We start from the raw sequence: 22,832 nt of genomic DNA on the forward strand, positions 1-22,832 counted from the left end.
GGTGCGCGCGACCGGGCCACCGGACCCCACCCCCTCCGGAAGACGAGGAATCGCCCGATATGACTGATCTGATTGTGCGGAAGCTGACTTTCGCGTTCGAGCAACACGACGTGCCGTTCCTCTGGAATCCGGAGAACCCGGCCTTCTCCAGCATGGCCAACGCGGTGTCGTTCCTGGCCATCGGTTTCGAGAAGATGATCGTGCAGATGATCACCCAGGCGAAGTCGCAGTTCACCGACCCCGAGATTGCCGAGGAAGCCGACGCCTTCATGCGCCAGGAGGGACAGCATTCCACCGCCCACCGCCAGCACGTGCGCGGCCTGATCCGCGCCTACCCGGGCCTGCAGGAGACCCTCGACGAGGTGGTGGGCGAATTCGACAAGCTCACCGCCGAGAAGCCGCTGAAGTACCGCCTGGCCTACACCGCAGACCTGGAGGCCACCTTCACCTCGGTGTTCAAGCTCATGCTCGACAACGAGGCCACGCTGTTCCGGCCCGGCGACGACCGCGTCGCGTCGCTGTTCATCTGGCATTTCGTCGAGGAGGTCGAGCACCGCAGTTCCGCGCTCATCATCTTCGATTCGCTGGTGGGCAGTGACCTGTACCGGATGCGGGTGGCGCCGTCGATCTTCCGGCACGTGCTGCGCATGGTGCGGATCGCCTGCGCCGGATTCAACAAGCATGTGCCGCTGGAGGAGCGGAAGATCGACGCCATGTCGATGTTCGCGACCTACCGCTATCAGCAGCTGCTGGGCAAGGTGGTGCCCAGCCTCGCGCTGCCGTACGCGGGTCCGGGCCCGCGCGCCTTCGACGATCTGCCGCTGAGCGAGCAGCTCTCCGCTCTGCGCGGGGTCATCAGAAGCCAGCTGCCCAAACATAATCCGGCGCACGAGGCCACGCCCGCCCTGGCCGACGTGTGGTTCAAGCGCTACCAGGAGGGCTACGACGTGACCCGCTGGTACACCGCCGAGACCTCCGGAGCGGGGGCGAATTGATGGCCGAGCATTGCGCACCCACCTTCGAGGGGCTCGCGAAGTCGCTCGGCTTCTCCTGCGAGGAAGCCGGCGGACTGTTCGAGCTGAGAAGCCCGCTGGCACTGGAGAACTGGACGCTGCCGGTCCTGGAAACCACCATCATCCTGGGCTCGATCCTGGCGCTGGTGTGGGCCGTCATCCGGCTGCGCCGCCACGGGGACCCGACCAACCTGGTGCTGTGGTTCGGCGCGACCGCGTACCTGTTCGTCATCGAGCCGCCGCTGTATTTCCCCGCCGCGTTCGGCATCTCCGAACACGTGGACACCATGTTCGCGCACAACGTGTTCACCGTGGACTTCCTGTGGGGCCGCCTGCCGCTCTACATCGTGGCGATCTACCCGTTCATGGCGACGATCGCCTACGAGATCGTGCGCATGCTCGGCGTCTTCCGCTACGGCGCGCTCGCGGGCGCGACCTGTGTCGGCTTCGTGCACCACGCCTTCTACGAGATCTTCGATCAGATCGGCCCGCAGCTGCGCTGGTGGGAGTGGACCACCGACAACCCGCTCAACCAGCCCATGTTCGATTCGGTGCCGCTGCCGAGCGTCGTGGTCTTCGCCGCCCTGTGGCCGATGTCGCTGGCCTTCTGCGTGTACCGGTTCGTGGGCCGGCGCGTGGATGCCGGTGAGCAGTTCACCGGTCTCCAATTGGTGTGGCGCACACTGGTGATCGGCCTCGCGGCCTCCGCGGGCACCTTCATCCTCCCGCTCCCGGCCACGGTCCTCGGCGCCGGCAGCACCACCGTGCGCGGCGTCATCTACGCGCTCGAGCTGATCGTGCTCTCGGTGGTGGCCGTCCTGTTGATGTACCGCCAGTGGTCGCGGCTGCGGCAGCCCGGCAACACCGAACCGCGCTACGACAACGCCTTCGTCCGCGTCTACGCCGCCGTCTACCTCATCGTCTTCGCGGTCCTGTGGGCCACCGCCCTCCCGGACTTCTTCGATGCGAAGAACGGCATCACCGAGAACGGCGACCCCATCGGCAACCTCTGGTACACCCTCGCCTGCTTCGCGGTCGGGATCCTGTCCGTAGCAGCGGTTTCCTTCCGGCCGGCGGCCGGTTCCCACGACGCGGGACTGACCCCGGCCCTGGCGGGAGGCGACAGCTAACATTCGGCCATGGCTGGTGGTACCCACATGTGGCCGGTCGTCGACCTGACGGACCTGCTCGATGTTCTCGATCTGACCGAGGCCGGGCCCGGGAGGTTCCGGGCCCGCAACGTCACCTCGACGCTGCCGACGACCCTGGGCAGCCAGACGCTCGCCCAGGCCGTCATCGCGGCCGAGCGCACGGTTCCGCACATGGCCGTCCAGTCGCTGCACGGGGTGTTTCCGCGCGGCGGGTACGCGGATCGCGATGTCGAGGTCGAAGTCGAGACCGTGCAGTCCGGCCGAGCGCTGGCCACCGTTCAGGTGTCGTTTCGGCAGGAAGGCCGCGAGCACGCGCGCGTGCTGGCCATGCTGAGCGTCGAGGAGCCCGACTTCCTCGCCCACAGCGCCCGCCTGCCCGAGGGCGTGCCCGGTCCCGACGAGTGCGACGAGCTGCCCTGCGCGCTGCTGCCCTGGGAGGTTCGCACGCTCGGCGGAGCCGACGCGCTCGCCCTCGAACTGGCCGGGCCGCCGACCCTGGACGTGTGGATGCGCTGCGACAAGGCTCCGGACGAGCCCGGCCTCGCCCGCGCGCTGCTGGCCCACGGCAGCGAGGGCTTCCTGGGCCCGGTCGCCATGCGGCCCTATCCGCAGTCCGAGATCGCTCGTCTCGGGGGTCGCGGCGCCGCCGCGATGCTCGCCCAGACGGTCACCTTCCACCGCCCATTCAGCCTGCACGACTGGCTGCTCATGCGGTGCGAGAGCAACTTCGCGGGCAGCGGGCGGATGCACGGCCGGATCCAGATCTTCACGCGGGCAGGCGATCTGGTGGCCTCGGTGGACACTCAGGGCCTGATGCGCAGCGCCGCCTGAGAGCGGCCGTTCCGGCCGATGGGGGGGCAAACCGGTCACGCACGGGTGTCCGGTCGGTCAAGGCGGTGAGTCCCGAGTCCACCGCCTCTACCTCTGGGTATGTTCTTGCGAAACCAGCCGGACACCCGCCGTTCAGTGTTCCCCCGAGGGCACGGCGGGACTCAGAGGAGTTCCCCACCCGCATGCTCAGATCAGTTCGCCGCCACGGCAATCGCGGTCGTTTGATTCGGTTCGGCGCGATCACGGCCACGACCACCGTGCTCGCGCTGGGCGGGCCGTTCCCGGCCGCGACGGCCGATCCCGGGCCGCGGCCGATTGCCGACGCGACCGATCTCTTGGCGGCGATCCAGGGTGGCCGGTTGCTCGGGGTGCCGCCCTTGCGGGACGTGATCGCGGGCAGCGCCGCGAGCCTGTCGTCGCCCGAATTCTGGTCCAACTACGTGCGCGAGATCCTCGTCAACAACAAGGTGCTGCTGCCGATCCCGATCGATGTGGTCAAACCGGATGTGGCCCTGCCGCACGCGCCGATCGCGGCCGGGGCCGCCGCCGCGCTGCCGCAGGCACCCGTCGATCTGCTCGGCGTGACCTACGAATGGGCGGGCGGCACCAAGACGGTCGCCGACTTCCTGAACGACTCCGGCACCGACGCTGTCGAATTCGCGCACCGGGGGTCCCTGGTCGCCCAGTACTTCGCCAATGGCTGGTCCGATGACACCGCGCATCAGGCGTGGTCGACCACCAAATCCTTCGTCTCGACCCTGGTCGGCATCGCCGTCGACCAGCATCTGATCGCCTCACTGGACGACCCGATCGAGCACTACCTCCCCGAGCTGACCGGGACCGCCTGGCAGGGCGCGACCGTCCGGAACCTGCTGGAGATGCGATCGGGCATCCGATGGGACGAGCACACCGCGGAGCTGTCGCAGAACACCCAGGTCACGCAGTGGATCGAGATGTCCCTGGACTACTACACCGACGGCGGGTCGGGGAAGACCCGAGACGAGTTCCTGAAGTCGCTTCCGGCGGACCGGGCGCCCGGCGTCGCCTTCAACTACAGCAGCGCCGACACCCAGGTGCTGGCCTGGATGCTGGAGAGCGTCTACCACCAGCCGTTCAACCAGGTTCTCTCCGAACAGTTGTGGCAGCCCGTGGGCATGGAAGCGCCGGGCGACATCATGACCGACCGGACCGGCGCGGCCATCGCCTCCGAAGCCCTGTTCGCCCGGCCCCGCGACTTCGTGCGGCTCGGTGAGCTCATGCGCAGTGGCGGCCGCACGCCCGAGGGCCGTCAGGTGGTGTCCCCGGGGTGGGTCACCGCCGCCACCACCGGTATGAAACCGGCCAGCGACGCCGGGGACACCACCGTCGGCGGCTACGGCTTCCAGTGGTGGAGCGGTGCGACGCCGGATGGCTTCCAGGCCAACGGCTTCCAGGGCCAGTACATCACGGTCGCCCCATCGGACTGTGTGACCGGTGTCCGGCTGGCGCACACTGTCCAGCTGAGTACGGATGGGGAGTTCGCAGGCCAGGGCAATGACGAATGGCACGCGCTGTACCGGGCGGTGCTGGCCCGGCTCGGCGGCTGTTGAGCCCCACCGCGTTCGAGGGGTAGCGACCGGTGTCCACTGGTGTAAACGATCTCGCGAACTTAGATTGGACGTGTGACCGAGTTTGGCGTCCGTCGGTGCGAGGTCCGGACGGAGTGAGCACGAGGCTGGATCTGCCCACGATCCCCCCATCGGTCCTGAGCGGGCTGGTCGAGATCGGCGCGCGGGAGGCCCGCGACGTCGGGCGGTGGTTCACGGGGACCGGCCTGACCGCGCCGGATGTGCTGACCGCGGACTCGATCAAGGTGTCCTTCCGGCAGGCCGTCACCATCCTGCGGCGCGCCATCGCGGATATGCCCGGGCGGCCGCTCGGTATGCAGGTGGGCGGGCGGGACATCCTGCTGTCGATGGGCATGCTCGGGGTGGCCATGCGCTCGGCCGCCACCGTGGGCGAGGCGATGTCGATCGGGCTGGAACTGCACCAGGCATCGGGCAGCCTGATGGACATCGAACTCGAGCGCGACCAGCACCACGCGGCGCTGCGGCTGCACGAACGCTGGCCCGAACCGCAGCTGCTGGGCTTCCTGTGCGAGGAAATACTGTGCAGCACCATTATTTTCGTGCGGTCCGTGGTCGGCTCGGACTGGTCCCCCACCCGGGTGGAGCTCAGCTATGGCCCGCCGCCGTACGCCGGTCACTACGAGCGGTTCTTCCGCTGCCCGGTCGAGTTCTCCGCCGAGGCCAACCGGGCGGTCTTCCCCGCCGCGGACCTGGCCCTGCCCTTCGCCACGCACAGTGAGCCGACCCGGGTGATCGCGGTCGACGCCTGCCGCCGCCTGCTCGATATCGGGCGGCGGGAACCGGATGTGGTGCTGATCGTCGAAACCCTGCTTCAGCAGAATCTGCGGCATCCCCTGACGATGGCCGAGGTCGCCGCGCGACTGCATGTCACCGAACGCACGCTGCGCCGCCAACTCGCCACCGCCGGTGAGAGTTTCAGCTCGGTCCGGGATCGGGTGCGGGAGCGCCGCGCCACCTTTCTGCTCCAGGATTCGGGGCTGCCGATCTCGGCGATCGCGCACCAGATCGGGTACAGCGATATCCGTGAGTTCCGCCGCGCCTACATCCGCTGGACCGGGTCCGCGCCCAGCGTGGCGCGCCGCACGCTCGCGTAGCCGGTCCGCATCCCGGACAAGGGATCCGGACCGGCTGAGCGTCACAGCGGCAGGTGTTCCTCGTACCAGCGGGCGGCGTCGAGGATCGCTGTGTCGATATCGCCCGGGTGGTAGCCGAGTTCGGCGATGGCGCGGGCACTGCTGGTCGCCTGCGGCAGGGACAGGTAGCGCGCCAGACCGGGATCGAGCTCGGGAGCGGTCCGGGTGACCATGGCGGTCAGTTCCCCGAACAGTCCTGCCGCGCGCACGAGCGAACCGGGTAGCGGCAGTGGCCTTTTCGCTGCCCCGACCAGTTCCGCCATGCGGCTGAACACCTCGTGGTAGCTGTGGTTCGGCCCGGCGAGAACGTAGCTGCTGCCGCGGGTTCCGTCGTGTTCGAGCGCGGCGATCATGCCGCGCGCGACCGCCCGCACATCGCACCAGGATGTGGTGCCCGGCGGGCACGGATAGCGGCGGCCCTGTTGCAGCGCGCGGATGACCCGGCCGATCTGCAGGGTGTAGTCGTAGGGGCCGATCATGAAGCCCGGGTACACGATCACCGCGTCCAGTCCGCGTTCGATGCGGTGGCGGACGGCGATCTCACCGGCGAGCTTGGTGTCGGCGTAGTGGTAGCCGATACCGGTGAACAGCTGGTCGCCGCCGTCCTCGGTGACGGGTCGGCCGTCGCGGTGATACCCCAGCACATCGGTGGTGCTGGTGTGCAGGAACCGTTGCACGCCGGACTCGAGTGCGGCATCCGCGAGCAGCGCCGGGACCACGGCATTGACCAACCGCCGCCGTTCCGCCAGGCCGGACCAGGTGGAGGTGTCGCCCGCGACGTGGAAAACCCAGTCGTGGCCGTCGACCAGACTGCGGGCCGCGCCGGGCGCGGTCAGGTCGGCGAGGCGGACGGTGATGGGAAGCTCTGCGAGCCAGCGGGTTTCCGAGCCTGGCATTCCGGACGCGGTCACCTGGTGACCGGCGCTCAGCAGTTCCCGGACCAGATTCGCACCCACGAATCCGGTCGCGCCGGTGACCAGGCACCTCATGACCGGGCCTCCGACTCCGACCGCTCGGCCCGGATCGGTTCGAACAGGCCCGCGGTGAGGTTGCTCCAGCCGAATCGCTTGCGCAGCACCGCGAGATAGCCGTGATAGGCGCGGGCGTCGACGTAGGCGCGGTGCCGGGCCGAGGCCAGGAACTTGATGCCGCCGTTGAGCTTCGGCCGATCGCCGGCGATGAGTCCCTCGAACGCGGCCGCCCGCGCGGGATTGTGCTGCTGGTCGTGCAGATACTGGGCGACGACATTGCTGATGTGGTCGAACAGCGTGTACGCGCTGGAATTGATCTCGAGATAGCCGAGGCCGAACAGGTTGCGGTGTTCGCGATTGAACACCGACAGGTACAGGTCGGGCCGGCCCTCGGTCCAGTCGAAGTACTTCTCCGCGTAGGGAATCGACCAGTCGTATCCGGTCGCGTGGAGGATCAGGTCGACCTCCTCGCGACTGCCGTCGGTGAACCGGACCCGGGAGCCTTCCAGCTTCGCGACATCGGGGCGGATCGCGACATCACCGTGCTGGAGGTAGTGGATCAGCTGACTGTTGAGCAGCGGATGCGACTCGAACAGTTTGTGATCCGGTTTCGGCAGGCCGTACTTCGTGAGATTCCCCTGGAGCAGCCGCAGCAGCGCCTGGAAGAACGGGCGTTCCAGCCACAACGGCAATTGCGGTCCGCTATTGGCGATTTCGTCGCTGGGGATACCGAAGATATGTTTCGGGATGACGTGATAGCCGCGCCGGATGCTGACGAAGGCGGCCTCGGCGTTCGCCGCGGCGTCGCAGGCGATATCGGCGCCGGAGTTGCCCAGTCCGACGATCATGACCCGCCGCCCGCGGAATTCGAGGGGACTGCGGTAGGTCGAGGAGTGCCGGATCTCGCCGTCGAACGAGCCCCGATGCTCGGGCGAGCGCGGCTGCCAGGTCACGCCGGTCGCGCAGATGACCGCGGCGTACCGGCGCTCGGTGCCGTCATCCAGCGTGACCAGCCATTCGAGACCGTCTTTGCGGACATCGACTACGGCGCAATCGAATCGGATCGCCTCGCGCAGCCCATAGGCGGCGGCGAAGGAGCGCGTGTACTCCAGGATCTGCCGGTTACCCGGATAGTCCGGGTAGTTGTCGGGCATCGGAAAGTCGAAGAATCCCGACGTCTTTCGCGACGAGATGAAATGCGCGGACTCGTACATCGGCGTGCCCGGGTTGTCGAGGTCCCAGATGCCGCCGACATCGGAATGCCGCTCGAACTGGTCGTAGGGAATCCCGAGACGTTTCAACGCCCGAGCCGCGGACAATCCCGCCGGCCCGGCGCCGATGATGCAAACCCGACCCGGCCCCTGGGCCGCTGGTGTTCCGGACATGAACCCTCCGTTCGACGGTGACGATAACGGCATCAAACAGCCGCCGGGCCCCTGCTGACGAGGGGTGATGCGGCTGGAAAGGGGGGATAACCGGACATGCCGGGCGCGCTGCTACGCTCGCGGTTCGCGGATCTTCCCGACGCACCGTCGGTAAGTTTCTCCCCGCAGAGAGGTGAAGGCACCGACGATGAACAACTTCCCCGGAGTCGACGGTTTCCTCGGCACGAGAGCGTCGTGGGCGATGGACACCATGGTGCTGGTCATGGCGATCGTGGTCGCCGTACTGGCGTGGAGCGTCTACCAGGCCCGGGTCAATCGAAAGTTCGGCCTGCACAAGGGAGTTCAGATCCTGCTGGCGGTGGGCCTGCTCGCCGCCGTGGTGCTCTTCGAGATGGATGTCCGCTTCAACGGCTGGCAGGAGCGGGCCGCGGGCATCGTCGGCGGCACGGCCTCCACCGTGGTGTGGACCGCCCTGGCCATTCACCTGGCCTGCGCGGTCTTCTCGGTCGTCCTGTGGCCCGTGGTGATCATCCGCGCGGCCCGCAACTTCGATTCGCCGCCGCACCCCGGCGCGCACAGCGCCTGGCATCGCCGCTGGGCGCCGATCGCGGCCATCGGCATGACGCTGACCGCCGTGACCAGCTGGATCTTCTACGGCCTGGCCTTCGTCGCGTAACCCGGTGCGGCTCAGACCTTCTTGCCGACAGCCCCGTACAGCGACACGTTCTTGTCGTGGCCCGGCGGGAATTCCTCGTCGGGGTTGCGCCACCGGTGGATCATCTCCACCCCCGGCTCGACCAGTTCCAACCCGTCGAACAGTCGCTCGACCGCGTCCCGGGTGCGCGGCTGCACCGGTATCCCGCGATCGATGTAGACCTGCAGCAGCCGGGCCATCCCCTCGGGATCGTCGGGCCCGGCGTCGAAATCGGTCGTGACATGCGAGATCGCCAGATACGACCCCTTCGCCAGCGGCTCCATCAGGGTCCGCACGATCTCGTGCACATCCCCCGGCACGAAATGCAGCACCGCCATCAGCGACACCGCGACCGGCTGCGAAAGATCCAGCGTCTCGAGCAGTTCCGGAGCCTGGAGAATCTCCTCCGGTTTCCCCGCGTCGGCCAGGACGAACGCCGTCCGCCCTTCCTCCGCGCTCACCAACAATGCTCGCGCGTGCGAGAACACCATCGGATCATTATCGACGTAAACGACCCTCGACTCGGGCGCCAACCCTTGCGCCACCTGGTGCAAATTCGGCTCGGTGGGTATCCCCGTCCCGATATCCAGGAACTGCCGAACCCCCTGCCCCGCCAGATACCGGGTAGCGGTCCGCATGAACTCCCGATTGGTCTGCGCGGTCACCCGAACAGCCGGGAACTCCGCCAGCGCCTTGTCCCCCGCATCCCGATCCGCCTCGTAATTGTCCTTCCCCCCGAGGAAGTAGTCGTACATCCGAGCAGAATGCGGCACATCAGTACGTAGCTCACGCGAACCCGCCACAACGGCCCCCTACGACCCGTATCCGAAAACCCGTCCCCCGCCTGTATACCGCAGCGCCCTGATCCCCACCCCCGGATCGGGCAATACCCCGAACCTCGGAACCCACGCGAAACACCCCGCCGGCAAGGACATCCCGCTTCCCGGCCACCCTCGACCACGGGGCGGGAGATGCGCGCTTCGGATATAGATCTGAGTGAATCGCGCATTGGAACGCTCGCGGGAGTGCCATAGCGTTGGTCGCGTACCAAACGCTCGAGGAAAGTGGAGGCCTTCGGTGGCTATTCGGATCGGTGTATTTCTGCCCACGTCGGGGACGCACAGCACGGGGTCGGGGCCGCGAGAGGTTCGGGAGAGCGCGCGAGTGGCTGAGGCCGCCGACCTCGAATCCCTGTGGGCCACAGATCACCTCGTCGCCAGTCAGCCGATGCTCGACAGCACCGTCGCGCTCAGCACGGCGGCGGCGGTGACCGATCGGATCCGGATCGGGTTCGGGGCCATGCTGGTGGCGATGCGGCCGGTCGCGTGGGCGGCCAAGGAGATCGGGACGTTGCAGCAGGTATCGGAAGGGCGGCTGCTCCTGGGAATCGGGACCGGCAATCCCGCGCACGGGGATATCGGGTGGCGAGCGGCGGGTGTGCCGTTCGCGGAGCGGGGAGTTCGCACCGATCGGGCGCTGGCCGTGCTGCCGGGGTTGATCAGTGGTGCCCGGACGGCGCTCGACGAGGGCCTCGAGGTCGCATTGGCGCCAGGCGCGTCGGTGCCGCCGATTCTGGTCGCGGGCAATAGCTCTCGGGCTCGACGCCGGGCCGCCACCTATGGGGATGCCTGGATGCCGATCAATCCTGGTCTCGACGATCTTCCCGGCTTGCTGACCGAGTTGAAGGACCTCGCTGCGCAGCATGGGCGGTTGACCCCCGCCGTGACGGTCGTCGCGCCGGCGCTCTCGACGGATCCCCGCCGGGCCGCGGACGAATTGGTCGCCTACGAAGCCGCCGGTGTCGAGCGGGTCGTGCTGGCTCCGACCGGCCCGGATTGGCGGAGCGACTACGCCTTCGCCGCCGACGTGCGCGCCGCGCAGTAGACCCGCCACTCTCGATCACAGGACAGACCCATGTCGGTTTCGCAGCGCCTCATCCTCGCCACTCTGTCGGCGTCGATGCTCATGACTATCCTCGACGGCAGCATCGTGACCGTCGCCATGCCCTCGATCCAACGAGATCTCGGCTTCGGCCCGTCCGAACTGAGCTGGACGGTCAATGCCTATCTCATCGCCTTCGGCGGACTCCTGCTGCTCGCCGGGCGGTTCGGGGATCTGATCGGACGCCGGACCATGTTCATCGCCGGGAACGTCGTCTTCACCGCGGCCTCGGTTCTCGCCGGCGCGGCCACCGGACGGGAAGTGCTGATAGCGGCGCGGTTTCTTCAGGGCGTCGGCAGTGCGCTCGCCGCGTCGGTGGTGCTCGGCATCCTGATCACCCACTTCACCGGGAATGCCGAGCGCGCCAAGGCCATCGGCGTCTTCAGCTTCACCGGCGCGGCCGGCGCCTCGGTCGGGCAGGTGCTCGGCGGGGTGCTCACCGACGCGCTGAACTGGCATTGGATCTTCCTGATCAACGCGCCCATCGGGTTGGCGACCGTCGTGCTGGCCCTGCGGGTGGTGCCGGCCGATCGCGGGATCGGATTCGGTGCGGGCGTGGACGTCCTCGGCGCAGTGCTGGTGACGTCGGGGCTGATGCTGGGGATCTACACCGTCGTCGGGATCGCCGAGCACGGCTGGCTGGCGACGCGGACGCTCACCCTCGCCCTGGTGTCGGCGCTGCTGCTGGCGGGCTTCCTGGTTCGGCAGGCCACGGCCCCCGCACCGCTGTTGCCACTGCGGATCTTCCGTTCCCGCAATGTCTCCGGCGCGAACGCGGTGCAGATGCTGACCCTGGCGGCGATGTTCGCCTTCCAGGTCATCGTGGCGCTCTACATGCAGCAGGTGCTCGGTTACAACGCGCTGCGAACCGGGTTGGCGATGCTGCCCGCCGCGGTGGCCATCGGCGGGGTGTCATTGTTCGTGTCCGCCCCGCTCATCACGCGCCTCGGTGCGCGCACCGTGCTCGTCGCCGGACTGTTGTTGCTGCTGACCGGCATGGCCTGGCTGACCCGCCTGCCCGTGCACGCCGACTACACCGTCGACCTGCTGCCCATGATGGTGCTGATCGCCGGCGGCGGCCTGGTACTGCCCGCCCTGACCGGACTGGGCATGTCCGACGCCGAGCCCAGCGACGCCGGGCTGGCGTCGGGACTGTTCAATACGACCCAGCAGATCGGGATGGCGATCGGCGTCGCGCTGCTGACCACGCTCGCCGCCTCACGCACCGGAAGTCAGCTCACCGCAGGGGTTTCCGAGGCCGCGGCGCTCACCGCCGGGTATCGACTCGCCTTCACCGTGGCGGCGGGCCTGCTGCTGGCGGCTTTGATCGTCACCGTCACCGTGTTGCGTCGCCCGGCGGCGGTGGCCGGTTCGGTGTCGTCCGAAGCGCTCACCCCCGTCGCCCGCAGGGCCGCGTTCTCCCGCTCCAGATCGGCGATCCGCTCCCGCAGGTCGGCCACCGCCTCCAGCACTTCCTCCCGCGGATACAGCTCCGGAATGTGCTGACTGCAGTTCCAGTCGAACGCCTCGACCTCGATCAACACCGCCCGCTCCACCTGCGCCCGATACCCCGGAACCGCCAGCGAGGCAACAAGTTCCGGCTGATCCGTAGCCTCCACCACCCGCGCCCGCCCGAAGATCTTCAACCGCGTCCGGGCCGCGTAATCCATCAGGAACAACGCCACCCGATCGTCATGATCGAGATTCCCCCGACTGATGTACTGCTTGTTCCCCCGAAAATCCGCGAACCCCACCGTCCGCGAATCCACCACCTTCAAGAACCCCCGAGCCCCACCCCGATGCTGAATGTAAGGCCACCCCGTCTCACCCACCGTCGACAGATAGAAACTGTCCCGCTCCCCGATGAACCAAGCCTCGTTCCCCCCCAGCCGATCCGCCACCTCCGGCACCGCCGCCATCCGCTCATACCCCCGCAAACTCCCATGCGCCGCCTGATGAGCCCGAACCCCATCGGTGAACGCAACCTGCGCATAATGCCCAGTCATCCCCAACCTCCCACTCGACAGGCCCATGCGAGATGGGTCTTGCTAACCGCCAATAATAATTTGAACAGTTAGACAGGATGGGTTGATTCCCGAGCGGGAACATTTGTCCTATATCCGGGGTGGGTGGGCGGTGGATGGTGGGGGTTCGTTCACAAGGAGGGCTTCGTGCGGATTCTTGTCTCGGGGGCCGGCGTCGCGGGGCCGGCGTTGGCGTATTGGCTGAACAGGCATGGTTTTTCGGTGACCGTGGTGGAGCGGGCGGCGACGGTGCGCAAGGCCGGGGGGCATGCGGTGGATCTGTTCCGGCCTGCGGTGGAGATCTCGGAGCGGATGGGGGTGCTGGATCGGATCGAGGGGTGCGCTACCGGGACTGCGCGGTTGACGTTGCGGCCGGAGGGGTCGTCTCGGGCGGTTCGGGTGGACCTCGGCAAGATCTTCAGCGCCGCGTCGGATCGGCATGTCGAGATCATGCGGGATGATCTGAGCGAGATCTATTACGACGCAACGTGTGACGATGTGGAGTACCTGTTCGGTGACTCGATCATCGAGCTCTCGCCGGACGGCGAGGTTCGGTTCGAGAACGCGGCTCCGCGCCGGTTCGATCTCGTGGTCGGCGCGGACGGGCTGCACTCCACGGTCCGGCGGCTCGCCTTCGGTGACCAACCCGGTTCCAGCACCTTCATCGGAGCCTATCTCGGCGTTCTGACCCTGCGCGATGCCGCCGCGCTGGAGCGTGAACTGCTCATTCACGTCGGCGTCGGCCGGACCGTAGGCATGTACGGCACCCGTCATTCCGGCGAGGCTCGGGCATTGTTCCTCTTCCACAGCGACCAAGAACTCGACTACCACCACCGCGATGTGCCGCGGCAGAAAGAACTGCTGCGCAACGCCTTCCAGAACATGCATCCGGACGTGGACCACTGGCTGACCGAGCTCGACAGCACCCCGGCCTTCTACTTCGACTCGATCACCCAACTCCGCCTGCACACCTGGTCCCGAGGGAGGGTGACGCTGGTCGGCGACGCGGGCTACTGTCCCGGCCCGGCCGTGGGCGGCAGCACCACCCTCGCAGTCGTCGGCGCCTACGTCCTCGCGGGCGAACTGGCCAGAGCCGACGGCAACCACGAACGCGCCTTCGCCGCCTACGAACGCGCGATGACACCCCACATCCAGGGCGGCCGAGCAGCCGCCCTCAGCGCCGCGAAAACCCTCATCCCCGCATCCCGCCTCGGCATCACCGGCCTGACCCAAGGAGCCCGCCTGATCTCAGCCCTCCCCACCCGCCCCCGCCGAGCCCTCCTCCAGCTCGCCGGCAAGACCGGCCGTCTCTACAACTCCATGACCATCGAGGACTACGAAGCGTCGATCCCGTCAGGGCCGGCCAGGTCTGGTGATCATTACGATGGCTGAATGTCCCAAGGCCCCTCTACCCGGCAGCTCCTGGCCGATACGGCATTGCGGATGTTCGCCGAGCGCGGCATCGACGCCGTCTCCCTGCGGGAGCTGACCGCCGCCGCGGGTCAGCGCAACAAGACCGCCGCCCAATACCATTTCGGCAGTAGGGAACAGCTGGTTCGCGAGTTGTTCGAACAGCACACCGGCGAGGTGAATCGGCGGCGCTGGGAGTTGCTCGACGCTCTCGGGGACCGGGCCGACATCCGCGAACTCACCGACGCGCTGATCCGGCCGCTGGCCGAGAAGGCTGCTCAACCGGACGGCTATTACCTTCGATTCCTGGCCCAGGTGTCGACTCCGCCGTGGGTCCACACCCTTGCCAGTGCGGATCCCGCGGTCACCAGCAGCGTGCGGGCCGTGCTGGCGGCGTTGGCGGATCGCCTCGCGCATCTTCCCCTGCCGATCCTGCGCACCCGCCTGTCGCTGAGCATGATGCTCGCCGTCCGAGCCCTCGCCGGGTTCGAGCACGCCGGACCCACGGACGGTCCCCGAAGCGCCCTGTTCACCGTGAACATCGTCGACGCCACCATCGGCATGCTCACCGCGCCCGTCTCCGAGGCCGCCGTCGCGCTGCTCGCCGAGCTGCCCGGCACGGCGCCCGAGCCCGATTGGCCGTGGCCCTTCCTGATCGGCGCCGCCAGCGGCGAATAACCGAACCCCCTGCTCGACCGGACTGTCAAGACGGCGGCCCGTACAGCAGTTCCGTCATTGACGACCACCCGAGTTAAGTCATATGCCTTAAGGCGCTCGACTTAACCTCTCAGGAGTGGTCCACATGAGAATCATCCGAGGCCGCAGGGCCGTCATCACCCTGGTCGCGCGCGGCTTGGCGGGCGCTCTCGCCACCGCCACGCTCGCGACCCTCGCCGCGCCCGCCGGCGCCGACGAACCCGACGCGAAGGGTCCCGATCCGCATCGGGAAACCACCATCCGTGAGGCCTACGACTACGCGTTCCCCCTCTATTTCCTGTCGAAGCTGCGGTGGAACGCGCTCGAGACCACCGGCGGACGCACCAGCACCACGCTCAACCACTACGCGCACTCGCGGTCGGTGGCGGGCCCGAACGACACGTGGGCCAACGCACCGCTGGTCGACGCCCTCTACTCGACGGCGTGGATCGATCTCGCCGCGGGACCGGTCTTCCTCGATACACCCGACACCGGCAGCCGCTACTACGCGCTGACCCTCATCGACTTCTACTCCAACACCTTCTATTACGGCGGCACCCGGGCCACCGGCACCGCGGCGAAGCGGGTCCTCCTGGTCGGCCCCAAGTGGAACGGTCAAGCGCCCGACGGGGTTTCGGTGGTGCGCTCGTCGACCAACGACGTCTACGTCAACCTGCGTGTTCAGACCACCGGGCCCGACGACCAGGCAGCGGTCAACGCCGTCCAGGACGGATTCACCATTACTCCGGCACCGGGGTATTCGGCCGGCGCCTCGGTCCGCCGGGTCGCGCCGGGCACGGGCCCGGAGAACTACCTCGCCATGGTCAACCAGATGCTGGAACTGAATCCGCCGCCGAACTACGACGATTCCCTGATCAAGAAGTTCCGCAAGGTCGGAATCTGCGGTGCCGACTGCGCTTTCGACAAGATCCCGAAGCCGACCCAACAGGCGTGGCAGGAGCTGTATCCCACGCTGGGCAACTACATGGCCCAGTACGCCGCCCAGACCGCCAAAGCCAAAGGCTGGGTCGACTACAGCCCGCCGGGTTCCCTGCTCGGCACCACCGAACAACGCGATTACGCCTTGCGCGCCAGCTCATTGGGCAGCGGAACGGGCATGCTCGGCCTGCGCCGCGAGGAAGCCAACTACTGGATCACGTTCACCGACAGCTCCGGCAACTACATGACCGGTGACCGCGCCTACACCCTGCGCCTGCCCTCCGGCGGCATCCCGTCCAAGGCGTTCTGGTCGGTCACCCTCTACGAGGTCCAGCAGAACGGCCAGTTCCTCACCGAGAACCCGATCAACCGCTACCACATCTCGAACAACACACCCGGCATGGTCACCAACCCCGACGGCAGCTTCGACATCCGTGTCCAAGCCACCGAACCTGCCGCCGACAAGAAGCCGAACTGGCTCCCCAGCCCGGGTCCCGGCCACGCCTTCATCCTGTTCGCTCGCGCCTACATCCCCGGATCCTCCGTGCTGGCCGGTCAATTCACCATGCCGCCGGTCACCGTGACCGAATAGTCAACGCCTTCGGCCGGGGTGCTTGCCGAAGTCCGGCAGGCACCCCGCCGCCAGTTCGGACGCGTCAGCCCCGTCGTCGAAGAGTCACGGGCAGTGAATCTTCGGGCCGGGGAGTAGCGCTCATGTCGAGGGGCATGATGTAGTCCTGCGGGACTTTCCATTCGAAGCTGCGCAGCAGTTGATGCAGGACCATCTTGATTTCGAGGCCGGCGAAGTGCTGGCCCAGGCATTTGTGGGGGCCGCCGCCGAAGGGGGCCCAGGCCATGCGGTGGCGTTTGTGTTCGGCGCGGTCGTCGCTGAACCGTTCTGGATCGAATTCCTCTGGTTGGGACCAGATTTCGGGGCGGTGGTGGTTGGCCAGGGCGGGGATGACCACCATCGAGCCTTCCGGCACGAAGTAGCCGCAGATCTCGGTGTCCTGGACCGCTACGCGGGGCTCGATCTGGATCGGCGTGCACAGGCGCGTCGTTTCCTTGAAGATCCAGTCCAGTTCGGTGAGGTCGGCGAGTTCGTCGTAGCCGAGTTCGTGGGGCATGTCGAGGGAGCGGACGCGGGCGCGTTTCTGCCAGTCGGGGTACTTGGCCAGGTTGTAGACGATATTGGCGAGGGTGCCGGTGGTGGTGTCGTGGGCGGCGGCCAGGAGGAAGACCATGTGGTTGACGACGTCCTCGTCGGTGAAGCGTTCGCCGTCCTCACCGGTGGCGTGGCACAGCATCGACAGGAGGTCGGTGCCCTGCTGGTCGCGGGCGGCCGTGATCCGTTCGGCGAGGAACACTTCCAGGGTGCGGCGGGCGCGCAGGCCCTTCCGCCAGCGGCTACCGGGCAGCGATATCCGCACCATCGCGCCACCGGCGTGCAGGAGCGCCATGATGGCGCCGCTGATCCGGTCGGCCTCCGCGCGGGGCAGGCGCGCACCCATGAAGACCTCGAGGGCCACGTCGAGGGTCAGCTGCTCCAAACGCTTGTGCATGAGCACCGGGTTGCCCTCGGCCACACTGCCTTCCGGCAGCTCCGCGATGTGGCGTTCTACGATGGTGTGCAGGGCTTCCAGGTAGGAATTGAGCGCCGAGCGGCCGAAGGCCTGCTGCATGATCGCGCGGTGCGCCTTGTGCTCGTCGAAATCGAGCATCAGCAAGCCGCGGTCGAAGAACGGCCCGTTGAGCGGCTTCCACGCGGGACCGTTGGCGAACACCCGGTCCCGGTTCATCAGGACCTGCTGTGCCGCATCGGGACCGGCGGCGATGATCCACCGGCTGCCGAACATGTTCAGCACATGCACCGGGCCGTAGGTGCTCTCGTCCTCGCGGGCCGACCCGTGCGGGTCGCGACGCTGGCGCCGCAGCTGTGCGACCCAGTTCGTGGCCGGTCCGCTGATCTGCCGGAGCTCGCTGTCCGTCGGTGGCGCCGCGACGAATTGTGTTCTGGGCAAGGCAAACCCCTCCTGCGTAACTGCCGACAAGGTCGAAAGTTACCTGCAGGGAATGGGTCCGCACCGCCGTTCGGCGTATTTTGCCGAATACTCCTGCGTTTTAATGCAGATTGGCCACGACATCCGCCGCGATCGCCTTGGCCGCGGCCTCCGAGGCGGCCGCGCCGTTCCAGTCGTTGACGACGACATCCACGACGGCATTGCCCGACCGCAGGATGAGGCGCGCGTCGGAACGGCCCGGAATCGCCTTCGGACTACCGCTGACCATGACGGCCGACTGCACCTTCGACCCGAGCTCGGCAGGGGTGATCTCGACCGACTTCGACTCGTTGAGCTGCGGCTGATACACATCGGACAGCGAGCTCTGGGCGCGGCTGTACATCGTCGGCGAGCCGGCGGCCATGCGCAGGACCACCTGGATGCTGACCGGATGAGTCACCGAATCGACCGTGGTCCAACTCGGCGTGTGGGTGACCTCGTCGGGGTTGAGCGTCATCGTCGGGGTGCGCTTGCACTGCGCCCCCGGGGTGTACCGGCTCAGCAGCGCGGCGGACACCAGCGTGCACTCGTCGCTCGTGTCGTGGTACGTCGGCCCCGCGGCCGCCTCGTCGGAAGAGCCGGAGTCGAGCAGGTACACAGCGCCGCCCGCGATCGCCACTGCCAGCACCACCGCCCCGACGATCCACACCCGCTTGGACCGAGGCTGCCCCTGCTGCACCGGGGACATCACCGCACTCACCAACCCGCTCCGATCTAGAGAACTCAGCTGGTCAGAGAGATTACCGCACCGCAAGCCATCCGCTACACCCGGCAACCGGCACCTCGGGTGTGAAACCGATTGACGGCCAGGACAATTGATCGACGGCTCAGCAACCCTGCCGCGACGGCGAATGCCGCGCCTCCCAACCTCCGTCGCACTCTCGGCCGACGGCAGACAGCTGTTCGTCCTGGGCGGCGGCACTGAGGAATTCGTCGAACTCCACCGAAACCGGCACCGGCAGCATAGATTTCGACTCCCGCCTGCCCGGCGTCGCATTGTCCGCCGACGGCTCCCGCGCCTACATCGCTTCGGAGGCGACCGCCGCCACCATGGTCGTGGATACCGCCGCCGCGAAGCTCGTCGACCAGATCCGCGTCGAGCAGGAAGGCCTCGTCATGTCCGCCGACGGCCGCTGTACTTCGCGAACTCGCGCTCCGGCTCGGTGTCGGTGGTGCCGACGCAGTGAACACGACGGGCCGGCGTGCGACCGCCGCGACCGGCAGGCTCGCGTCACTCTGAGTTCCGCGCGGTTCGTTCTCGACCGTCGGCGGCGCACGATCCAGTCGGCATCTGCGGGGGCGGCGGGGACCCGTCTGCTCGTCCACTGGGACAGGCGCACCCCTCGGACCGTCCATGACCAGCGTCTTTGGTGGGCCGGGGCGGCAAAGATAGGTATGTCTTGGGTAGTTCTGCCGTCGCGGGCCGAGCCGTCCGCGGTACAAGCTCGACAGTGACAGCGCAGGCACGAACTGGCGAGGATTCCAATGTTCGATCACAGGCCCGAGAGCCCACGACACGCCGGCGACCGCTCGGGGCGCCACGGCGGTACGACCTTGATGATTCGGCGCTGTCCCGACTGCGCGACGTTGGTCGCGCCAATGACCAACGCCTGCTCATCGTGCCGGTCCACCACCCTGGACTGGGTGCCTTCCTCGGGCACGGGGTCGATCGTGTCGTGGAAAGTGACGCACCACCCGTCCAGCACCGGGACGTGGGAGCAGTCGACGGTCGGCATTGTCGAACTCGACGACGGCCCCTGGATCTACTCCACGATCGACGGCGAGCTCCCGCCGACATCGGACCAGCCGATCCGCGTCCGATACGAACCCGACCCGCCCGAGGACCGATTCCCGGTCTTCACCATCGACACCACCGACCCGCAATCCCCGGACAACGCCACCCCGGCGCACACCACCGATGCCCCGGAATGGGTTCGTTCATCGATCACGCACTGCGATTTTCTCGCGGCGACCAAGTCGCTCGACACGAACGCCAAATCCGTGGTCGAGTTCGCCATCCGCCGCGCGCCCTCCGGCGGTGCGAGCGCCGGCGAAGTGCTCGTCGCCTTCGGCGTCACCCGTTGGCGATTCGTCCAGATGATCCGCGAGGCCCTCGTCCAACGCCCCAGCGACACCCGTGACGCGCGAACGCTGAAACGCAACCTGCTGGACTCGCTGTCCTGGGCATGGCACGCGTACCCCGACTCCTCGCCCGCTTACGTCCCGAGCTAGAACCACCGCCACACCGGCCGACATGCTCCGCTCCGGCACTGCACTGGGATCAGCGTCGCGGGTAGTCGGATTCGAAAAGCGCCCGGGCTCGGCGATCCTGCCGAGCCCGGGCGGCGGTGGCGTCCTAGCTCAGTAGACCCGGTCCGCCTGGTCGGGGATGACCGTGCCGGTGGTGTCGTCCTTCGCCGGGCCGGTGCTTCCGTCCGGGTTGGTGTAGCCCTTGGTGGAGCACGGGTACGGCGAGGTCTTCTGCGCCTTGGGCTCGATGAACATGGGGTTGATCAGCCACTTGCCGTCGCCGTTGAAGTACGCGGGGCACATCAGCTCGGTCTTGTTCCGGTTGATCGCCAGGCGCAGCGCGGTGGCGTCGCGAACGAAGGTGGCGTCGGTCGTGGAGTCGCCCGCTGCGAAGACCTGACGGTTGTCCTGCCGCTCCCACGCGGCCGCGCCGGTCACACCGAACACGCGCTCATTGATGAAGCAGCGCTTGCCATCCAGGTAGGTGATCGCCTGGTCCGCGCCGGATCCGCCGCAGCCGACGGTGTGGTAGCTGCGCACGCCGTGATCCATGACGTTCTGGATTCCCACGATGTGTTTGCGCTGCACGCCCAGATGCGGCGCCCAGGCCTCGATCACAGCCTGCGGCGAGGCGGTGATCACCCAGACGTCGAAGCCCTCCTTCTGCAACGTTCGGTAGAGGTCGGCCATCTGGTCGTAGTAGCGGACCCAGGCCGTGACCTTCTTGGTGCCGACCATCTGCGTGGCGCCGACCGGGTTGGCGAGGTTCTCGGTACGAGCGGCCTCGGCGAACTTGGTGACGGTCTCGTCGTTGTAGCCGGAGAGCAGGTTGTTCACCCACGCGTAGGACGCCTCGATGCGGCGCTGATTCCACCCGGCGAACGCGGGCTTGCCGGTGGTCGTGGTGGTGTCGTTGTAGACCGTGTACAGCTCATCGGCGCACGCGGTGTTCGTGCTGGTCTGCAGCGGCTGCCCAGCGGCAACATCGGTCCCGCACGCCTTCGACAGCGCCTCGGCCGCATCCTTGGTCAGATACGGACTGGTCTGCATCCAATCCTTGTTCGGCGGCTGCAACACCTTGTCATTCCGCAGGATCCAGAACGTGGTGGCATCACCCGCATCGTTCTTGATCGTGGTGTTGTCCCAGTCGAACGTGGCAACCGGATGCTTGTTGCCGTGAACGGCCTTGTTGCACTTGCCATATTCATTGATCATCTGCTGCAACTTGGCGGCGTTGTCGCCATACCACCGCAGCGAGCTGTCGAGCTGTTCACACTTGTCGCTCGACGGAGCCGCGCTCGCCTGCGGCGCCCCCAAACCGGCGAGGCCCAGGGTGACCGCCAGCGCGACCAGAAATCGTTTTGCCATGCGCGGCAGGTTAAGCACCCCACCCCACCGCAACCCGTCACCCACATGAATACTGGTCAGTTGTTCAGTAAACACTGTTCACCAAGGGCTCGCCGAGCTGGAAACCACCGCCCAAGATCATCCCGGCGCAGGGCGATTGCCATCTCGACAGCGGTCGGCTATTCCGATTCGCCCTTAGCCTGCGTTCCGGGCTCGAAAATCTGCTCGGCAGAATCCACGACCAGCGCCAGATCCAGCCATCGGGTCAACTGAGCCAGATCCGAGCAGTCGGTGACCCGCGTCCGGACTGCCTCACCGACGACCAGCCCGCGGCGGTCGAGAATCCGCAGAACCGACCCGGCCAACGCCTCGGCCCTTCCCTCAGCCTTTCCCTCCGCCCGTCCTTCGGCCCGGCCGATGGCCTGGTGTTCGTGCGCGAAGTCGCTTTCCCAGTGGTAGTTCTCGATCGCCATAGCCACGAGCTCCTCCCACTCCTTCCGGTACCGAGCAGGTACACATCGGCTGATGTAGTCATGGTAGTGGACACGCCAGTCCGGCCCGAGCCGCTGCATCGCCTCGAGAACCATGGTGAGAACGCTGTGCCGCTCGGAATCCCCCAGGTGCCCCGGCGCGGACAACAAAGCCAATTCCGGCCAACGGTCCGCCTCGACGACACTGGTGATCGCGGGCAACATCCCCGGCCAATACGTCCGAGGGCGGAACACGAAGTCAGGGTGACCGGTTTCGACCGGTGCCGCGACTCTCCGAGCGGTTCGCTCGTCGGGACAGAACGCCAACAGCACCACGGGACAACCCAACCGCTGACGCACGTGAGTGACATAGGCGGGCCAACTCAACGCGATCCGTTCGAGTTCCGGAGTGCGGCAAGAGTTCTGGACCTCATGAATAATCGCGAACTCCGGTTTGTCCGTGGTTGTGCCCACCAGCACGATGTCCAGGTGCAGCTCGCCCGGGGACAGCAACGTAACCGTCTCGGGCCCCGGCCGCCAGCACGGCAGATCGGGCACCGGCACACCGAGCACCGCCCGAGCGATCCGGGGTGCGACCTCGGGACGATTGCGCAACAGCTGCAACGGAATCTCGTGACGAATGGACGGCACACACCGAAGATAGCGATGCATTCGAACACCCGTTCTGAAACGAACGGACATGCCCGGATCGTCTTTTCTTCCGCGTGTGCGACATCGAATTCGACTGCTACGGACCAGCATCCGAACCGCGTGGTGCTGATTGGTGGGCCGGAGATAAGAATTCGGGCCCCGACTGCTCCCGTGGTCGCGGGCGGTGGCGCCCACCGACTGACGACCCGACTCCGCCCCTGCTGCTATGGATCGGGGC

At 67.3% G+C, this 22,832-nt stretch carries 20 protein-coding genes and 1 pseudogene; 12 read left to right on the top strand and 9 right to left on the bottom strand.

What is annotated here, in order from left to right; translation table 11 throughout:
* Positions 1 to 59: 59 nt before the first annotated feature.
* The 5 genes from ABZ382_RS09860 (at position 60) to ABZ382_RS09880 (ending at position 5,717) form a co-directional block, all read left to right on the top strand.
* Positions 60 to 995, top strand: coding sequence for a metal-dependent hydrolase (locus tag ABZ382_RS09860; protein ID WP_357086369.1), 936 nt, complete (start codon positions 60 to 62; stop codon positions 993 to 995).
* The gene (locus tag ABZ382_RS09865) at positions 995 to 2,143 is read left to right on the top strand and encodes a hypothetical protein (RefSeq protein WP_357086371.1); all 1,149 of its coding nucleotides are present in this window, start codon (positions 995 to 997) and stop codon (positions 2,141 to 2,143) included. Before ABZ382_RS09860 ends, ABZ382_RS09865 begins: the two co-directional genes overlap by 1 nt.
* Before the next feature lie 9 nt (positions 2,144 to 2,152).
* Complete coding sequence (locus ABZ382_RS09870) at positions 2,153 to 2,995, top strand: acyl-CoA thioesterase domain-containing protein (RefSeq protein ID WP_357086373.1); 843 nt, start codon at positions 2,153 to 2,155, stop codon at positions 2,993 to 2,995.
* 182 nt (positions 2,996 to 3,177) lie between these two features.
* Positions 3,178 to 4,584, top strand: a complete 1,407-nt coding sequence (locus ABZ382_RS09875; RefSeq protein ID WP_357086375.1) for a serine hydrolase domain-containing protein — start codon at positions 3,178 to 3,180, stop codon at positions 4,582 to 4,584.
* 113 nt (positions 4,585 to 4,697) lie between these two features.
* Positions 4,698 to 5,717 carry an AraC family transcriptional regulator gene (locus ABZ382_RS09880; RefSeq protein ID WP_357086377.1) on the top strand — a complete coding sequence of 340 codons (1,020 nt, stop codon included), beginning with the start codon at positions 4,698 to 4,700 and terminating at the stop codon, positions 5,715 to 5,717.
* A 41-nt stretch (positions 5,718 to 5,758) separates the two neighbouring features.
* Here ABZ382_RS09880 and ABZ382_RS09885 read toward each other — a convergent pair whose 3' ends face one another.
* Both ABZ382_RS09885 and ABZ382_RS09890 read right to left on the bottom strand, forming a co-directional pair.
* A complete protein-coding gene (locus tag ABZ382_RS09885) occupies positions 5,759 to 6,745 on the bottom strand; it encodes an NAD-dependent epimerase/dehydratase family protein (RefSeq protein ID WP_357086379.1) in 987 nt (328 codons plus the stop codon).
* Positions 6,742 to 8,112, bottom strand: a complete 1,371-nt coding sequence (locus tag ABZ382_RS09890) for an NAD(P)-binding domain-containing protein (RefSeq protein WP_357086380.1) — start codon at positions 8,110 to 8,112, stop codon at positions 6,742 to 6,744. Before ABZ382_RS09890 ends, ABZ382_RS09885 begins: the two co-directional genes overlap by 4 nt.
* Positions 8,113 to 8,299: 187 nt before the next feature.
* On the opposite strand from ABZ382_RS09890, the gene ABZ382_RS09895 reads away from it, so the two are divergent.
* The gene (locus ABZ382_RS09895; protein ID WP_357086382.1) at positions 8,300 to 8,788 is read left to right on the top strand and encodes a DUF420 domain-containing protein; all 489 of its coding nucleotides are present in this window, start codon (positions 8,300 to 8,302) and stop codon (positions 8,786 to 8,788) included.
* 11 nt (positions 8,789 to 8,799) lie between these two features.
* Here the strand turns inward: ABZ382_RS09895 and ABZ382_RS09900 are convergent, their stop codons facing one another.
* On the bottom strand, positions 8,800 to 9,609 hold the full coding sequence (locus tag ABZ382_RS09900) for an SAM-dependent methyltransferase (RefSeq protein ID WP_357086384.1): 810 nt from the start codon (positions 9,607 to 9,609) through the stop codon (positions 8,800 to 8,802).
* 274 nt (positions 9,610 to 9,883) lie between these two features.
* On the opposite strand from ABZ382_RS09900, the gene ABZ382_RS09905 reads away from it, so the two are divergent.
* Positions 9,884 to 10,690, top strand: coding sequence for an LLM class flavin-dependent oxidoreductase (locus tag ABZ382_RS09905; protein WP_357086386.1), 807 nt, complete (start codon positions 9,884 to 9,886; stop codon positions 10,688 to 10,690).
* 30 nt (positions 10,691 to 10,720) lie between these two features.
* A complete protein-coding gene (locus ABZ382_RS09910; RefSeq protein ID WP_357086388.1) occupies positions 10,721 to 12,253 on the top strand; it encodes an MFS transporter in 1,533 nt (510 codons plus the stop codon).
* Between the two features lie 116 nt (positions 12,254 to 12,369).
* On the opposite strand, the pseudogene ABZ382_RS09915 reads toward ABZ382_RS09910, so the two are convergent.
* Positions 12,370 to 12,780, bottom strand: a pseudogene (locus tag ABZ382_RS09915) (pyridoxamine 5'-phosphate oxidase family protein); the annotation flags it as partial.
* 138 nt (positions 12,781 to 12,918) lie between these two features.
* Between ABZ382_RS09915 and ABZ382_RS09920 the strand changes: the two are divergent.
* From ABZ382_RS09920 to ABZ382_RS09930, 3 genes are all read left to right on the top strand, one after another.
* Positions 12,919 to 14,163, top strand: a complete 1,245-nt coding sequence (locus ABZ382_RS09920; RefSeq protein ID WP_357086390.1) for an FAD-dependent monooxygenase — start codon at positions 12,919 to 12,921, stop codon at positions 14,161 to 14,163.
* Positions 14,164 to 14,859, top strand: a complete 696-nt coding sequence (locus ABZ382_RS09925) for a TetR family transcriptional regulator (protein ID WP_357086392.1) — start codon at positions 14,164 to 14,166, stop codon at positions 14,857 to 14,859. It abuts the gene before it with no gap.
* A 124-nt stretch (positions 14,860 to 14,983) separates the two neighbouring features.
* Entirely contained in the window at positions 14,984 to 16,408 is a 1,425-nt protein-coding gene (locus ABZ382_RS09930; protein WP_357086394.1) for a DUF1254 domain-containing protein, read from the top strand.
* A 64-nt stretch (positions 16,409 to 16,472) separates the two neighbouring features.
* Here the strand turns inward: ABZ382_RS09930 and ABZ382_RS09935 are convergent, their stop codons facing one another.
* From ABZ382_RS09935 to ABZ382_RS09945, 3 genes are all read right to left on the bottom strand, one after another.
* Positions 16,473 to 17,837, bottom strand: a complete 1,365-nt coding sequence (locus ABZ382_RS09935) for a cytochrome P450 (protein ID WP_357086396.1) — start codon at positions 17,835 to 17,837, stop codon at positions 16,473 to 16,475.
* A 100-nt stretch (positions 17,838 to 17,937) separates the two neighbouring features.
* A complete protein-coding gene (locus ABZ382_RS09940; protein ID WP_357086398.1) occupies positions 17,938 to 18,576 on the bottom strand; it encodes a hypothetical protein in 639 nt (212 codons plus the stop codon).
* A gap of 793 nt (positions 18,577 to 19,369) precedes the next feature.
* A complete protein-coding gene (locus ABZ382_RS09945) occupies positions 19,370 to 19,537 on the bottom strand; it encodes a hypothetical protein (RefSeq protein WP_357086399.1) in 168 nt (55 codons plus the stop codon).
* Positions 19,538 to 19,547: 10 nt separating this feature from the next.
* Here ABZ382_RS09945 and ABZ382_RS09950 point away from each other — a divergent pair, with 10 nt between their 5' ends.
* Positions 19,548 to 20,108, top strand: a complete 561-nt coding sequence (locus ABZ382_RS09950; protein WP_357086401.1) for a hypothetical protein — start codon at positions 19,548 to 19,550, stop codon at positions 20,106 to 20,108.
* A gap of 129 nt (positions 20,109 to 20,237) precedes the next feature.
* Here the strand turns inward: ABZ382_RS09950 and ABZ382_RS09955 are convergent, their stop codons facing one another.
* Together ABZ382_RS09955 and ABZ382_RS09960 are read right to left on the bottom strand one after the other, a co-directional pair.
* Positions 20,238 to 21,494 carry a haloacid dehalogenase-like hydrolase gene (locus ABZ382_RS09955; protein WP_357086403.1) on the bottom strand — a complete coding sequence of 419 codons (1,257 nt, stop codon included), beginning with the start codon at positions 21,492 to 21,494 and terminating at the stop codon, positions 20,238 to 20,240.
* 158 nt (positions 21,495 to 21,652) lie between these two features.
* A complete protein-coding gene (locus ABZ382_RS09960; RefSeq protein ID WP_357086405.1) occupies positions 21,653 to 22,594 on the bottom strand; it encodes a hypothetical protein in 942 nt (313 codons plus the stop codon).
* Between the last annotated feature and the right edge of the window lie 238 nt (positions 22,595 to 22,832).

This window comes from Nocardia sp. NPDC005825, from assembly GCF_040630175.1.
Taxonomy (GTDB): domain Bacteria; phylum Actinomycetota; class Actinomycetes; order Mycobacteriales; family Mycobacteriaceae; genus Nocardia.

Excerpts from the sequence above, each read along its gene's own strand:
- ABZ382_RS09955 (WP_357086403.1), bottom strand. The coding sequence starts at position 21,494 with ATGGCAAAACGATTTCTGGTCGCGCTGGCGGTCACCCTGGGCCTCGCC.
- ABZ382_RS09925 (WP_357086392.1), top strand. The coding sequence starts at position 14,164 with ATGTCCCAAGGCCCCTCTACCCGGCAGCTCCTGGCCGATACGGCATTG.
- ABZ382_RS09890 (WP_357086380.1), bottom strand. The coding sequence starts at position 8,112 with ATGTCCGGAACACCAGCGGCCCAGGGGCCGGGTCGGGTTTGCATCATC.
- ABZ382_RS09895 (WP_357086382.1), top strand. The coding sequence starts at position 8,300 with ATGAACAACTTCCCCGGAGTCGACGGTTTCCTCGGCACGAGAGCGTCG.
- ABZ382_RS09875 (WP_357086375.1), top strand. The coding sequence starts at position 3,178 with ATGCTCAGATCAGTTCGCCGCCACGGCAATCGCGGTCGTTTGATTCGG.
- ABZ382_RS09870 (WP_357086373.1), top strand. The coding sequence starts at position 2,153 with ATGGCTGGTGGTACCCACATGTGGCCGGTCGTCGACCTGACGGACCTG.
- ABZ382_RS09865 (WP_357086371.1), top strand. The coding sequence starts at position 995 with ATGGCCGAGCATTGCGCACCCACCTTCGAGGGGCTCGCGAAGTCGCTC.
- ABZ382_RS09885 (WP_357086379.1), bottom strand. The coding sequence starts at position 6,745 with ATGAGGTGCCTGGTCACCGGCGCGACCGGATTCGTGGGTGCGAATCTG.
- ABZ382_RS09930 (WP_357086394.1), top strand. The coding sequence starts at position 14,984 with ATGAGAATCATCCGAGGCCGCAGGGCCGTCATCACCCTGGTCGCGCGC.
- ABZ382_RS09910 (WP_357086388.1), top strand. The coding sequence starts at position 10,721 with ATGTCGGTTTCGCAGCGCCTCATCCTCGCCACTCTGTCGGCGTCGATG.
- ABZ382_RS09860 (WP_357086369.1), top strand. The coding sequence starts at position 60 with ATGACTGATCTGATTGTGCGGAAGCTGACTTTCGCGTTCGAGCAACAC.